The organism is Brenneria populi, assembly GCF_036016195.1.
Taxonomy (GTDB): Bacteria; Pseudomonadota; Gammaproteobacteria; order Enterobacterales; family Enterobacteriaceae; genus Brenneria; species Brenneria populi.
The window spans coordinates 1-2,229 of the sequence record NZ_JAYWTM010000061.1; the positions used below are offsets into that span (position 1 = coordinate 1).

1 protein-coding gene and 1 pseudogene are annotated in these 2,229 nt (G+C 50.4%); both read right to left on the reverse strand.

All coding sequences use genetic code 11. The features are described 5' to 3' along the window. Positions 1 to 75: 75 nt before the first annotated feature. Positions 76 to 1,974: a lipase family protein gene (locus VSX58_RS22370; protein WP_327619977.1), complete on the reverse strand. Its 1,899-nt coding sequence runs from the start codon at positions 1,972 to 1,974 to the stop codon at positions 76 to 78. Beyond that, positions 1,971 to 2,229, reverse strand: a pseudogene (locus VSX58_RS22375) (hypothetical protein); the annotation flags it as partial. The gene VSX58_RS22370 and the pseudogene VSX58_RS22375, both read right to left, overlap by 4 nt.

Consider the following 2,229-nt stretch of genomic DNA (forward strand, 5'->3'; position numbering starts at 1 on the left):
AGAGCCTGAGATTATTTTTCTGATCACATCCTGACAAGAACAAGGTCAAAACAAACGCTGATAGGCAGACTGTTTTCATCGTTTCTCCTCTCTTGCCATATAACGCGTCAACGCTGATTTTCCTTCTGGTTGCGCCTGTGTGACCCGCAACGTTTGCAGTAAGCGGTCGTCCAACGCCATAAACGCCTGATTGCGCCGATATTCCGCCGGCGGCATCACATATTGATATTTCATCAATTGCTGGCGGAACGCCAACTTGCTGTAACTGTATTTCCCGTCCTCTCTCTGACTGATCATATCCGCCAACCGTTCGCCAAGATAATCTGCGTATTTCAGCGATGAATGATCCCCAAAATCCAGCGCCTGTTTCAGCGCCGGGTTGCTATAACGGGGAAAGTATGCTTCTCGCCTGGCGGGGTCAAGGGTTCGCATCAACTCTTCCTGATTATGTTTCGCCTGCTGATCCTCGGTTTCGCTCAAGCATGGCGTCAGCATAAGCTTGGCTTTTTTCGGCAACCTTTCTTGTACAACAGTCGCAACATTGTTCACCTGTCGCCATTGCTGCTCTGTCGACATTACTTCGCAAAAATGCACTACCTCACCATGATGAGCGAAATAATCTCCCCCTTCCCTGAGTAGCTGCCCCATCGACCAAGCAAAACCAAGCGTCGGACCATATGCTCCCCATAAATCATATAGTTTATTGTCCACATCCCGCTCCGGCGGCACCGCAGGTATCGCATCATTACCGTTGATATGGCGGTAATGATGTAACGACTGCAATTCCCGTATCGCGCCGATGGTAAAGGTACGCGGCATGCCGTAGGTATATAGTACCGGGTTCTTATCCAGGTTCTTGGCGGCATAAATCAGCGCCAGCGCCCCGCCCAGACTATGACCACATACAAATAGTTTTCTCTTAACGATAAGAAGGTCTACTATTTGTTGATATTTTTCCTGTATTTTCCCATCGTTACTACTATCCACCCGACAAAAACCATCCCAAAATCCTTTATGGACCTTGCCCTGCTTAACTGACTCCAGACAGGGAACTTTAATCTCGCAGCTAAACGACTGCGGGCGAAATGTGCCATCCGTTTTAATATCTTCCCACTCATCCATCTCTGTGCCGCGCCAGGCCACAATGATCTCCGTGGCGTTGGCGGCATAAAATAGCTGCGAGCTCCCTTCCGGATCCGCCGCGCGTAGTGAATCAATATAGCCAACATCGGTATAGCGCTGGCGGAACGGCACATCCTTTACCACCGGTTTACGGGACAAATCATTAATTTGATAAGGCGAACGGGAGAGATCCAGCATTTGTCGGTTAAACAGATGGGTGATTGAACCAGACTGGTCTTCGTTATCTTCGGCATAAGACAGCACCACCATCAGCGACAGGTTATACGCATTAACCAGCGAATAGTCAGGCTGGTGATGCAACACCAGCGACCAGGCGCGGAACGGACAAATTTCCATTACATGGCTACGGTCCAATTCTGACCTGTCCACGCGAAACCCTACCTGTTGTTCCTTGGGAAAATGAAACACCGGAGGCCGCTCTTTCTGCCAGTTTTCAATCTTCGGTACGCCGTCGCTAATTTCACCGATACGCACATAGTGATACGGGTATCCACCTTCTAACGCCGCTACCTTTACGTCGGAATGTTCTTCCCCCCGTAACGGGCGCAGTTCGCGTTTTTCCATCTCATCCGCCAGCGGCTGCGCCGCCACCAGAAGATAAACCGGGAACCAGGGCAAATTCTCTTCGCGCACTAATCCCTGAGCATCCGTTTTCCCTTTACGGTCGCCATCCTCCACCTTCAGCAGATAGGGCATATCGGCAACCGGCTTTCCCTGTTCATCCAACAGCAAAAATTCCACCCAATGTTTTTTCTGTCTGGCCGGCATAGTAACGGGAATACCTTTGGCGACGGCGGCCGTCGTGCCGGATTGTTTTTTTCCCTGGGTCATTCCGTTCTTTTCTCCTGCGATGTTTCTTCCACTGAATCGGGAAACTCAATGACCATTTTGTCAGGCGCGGCGGTAAAAATTTCACCGGTTTTTCCGTCCTTATCAGAGCTTCCTTCGAAAACCTGCCCTTCACTGGTGGTAATGCGGTAACGGGAAAACGGCATAACTTCACCGGTTTCCTCGCTTTGTAAAATAAAAAACTCGCTGAAGCCGGAAGGCAGCTCCGGCGCCGGAGCGTTATAGTCAGACGACCCC